Origin of the sequence: Capnocytophaga sp. oral taxon 329 str. F0087 (genome assembly GCF_000213295.2) — a bacterium.
Lineage (GTDB): Bacteria > Bacteroidota > Bacteroidia > Flavobacteriales > Flavobacteriaceae > Capnocytophaga > Capnocytophaga leadbetteri_A.
Genome location: NZ_KN390099.1, coordinates 1 through 801 on the forward strand (window position 1 = coordinate 1; position 801 = coordinate 801).

The following is an 801-nucleotide window of genomic DNA, read 5'->3' on the forward strand; positions in this document are numbered from 1 at the left end:
AGGTGCTGCAGCTTCAGCTGACGCAGATGCTCCAGCCATTCGCTCTACAACCATAGGTATAACAGCCCCCAGTGTTTCACTTACTCGCTCAAATCCTTTGCTTTCCCAAAAACTCTGTTTGTTTAGCAGCTCTTCCTTTAGCTTCAATTCGTGTGCTTTATCGGCAGTATCTAACTGTAACCGCAAGGCAGCTTTTTCTTCGGATAAAGTGCGCACTTGGCTTCGCAAGTCTTTATTATCTTCTCGCAGGTTATCATTGTCGCGCTGTAGGTCTCGGTATCGCTCCTCTATCACCTTGCTACCAATCCATTCAGTAGTAGCTACTGGGGTGTATCCTAAGCCCATTTGCATTGGCATACCCATAGCTGGCTGTGGGTATCCCATAGCGGGTGGTACTGCAGCAGGAGCTTGCTGGGGCACAGAGGGTTGTGCAGGAGCAGGTAAATTGCCATTCTCCCCAACAGATGCGGGGGCTGTAGGTGCGATGAGTTCGGGTGTCATATCGGTTTCTTTTTCTTTAAAATTGAGCGTAAACGTGTCGTGTTTATAACTTGATTGGCTTGCCCCACTACCATATAGCCTACGTAGGTCTATACGGGTACCATTGCCAAAACCTTGTGCTGGCAATGATAAAATAAAGGCTTCAACCGTACCGTACAGCTTGGTTATATCGGCAAGGGTGAAGCCATATTTAGGCATTGTATCTTTTGCTAAGCGTTTTTTTCCTTGCGTAACTGTGACGATGTTATTAGGGTGTTCATTTAAAAACTGCAGAATTTTTTGATACATACTTTATTCTAT

General features: G+C 45.6%; 1 protein-coding gene. It reads right to left on the reverse strand.

Annotated elements, in window-relative coordinates:
- A partial coding sequence (locus tag HMPREF9074_RS11530) for a hypothetical protein (protein WP_034541046.1) occupies positions 1 to 789 on the reverse strand: 789 nt, incomplete at its 3' end.
- Positions 790 to 801 lie beyond the last annotated feature (12 nt).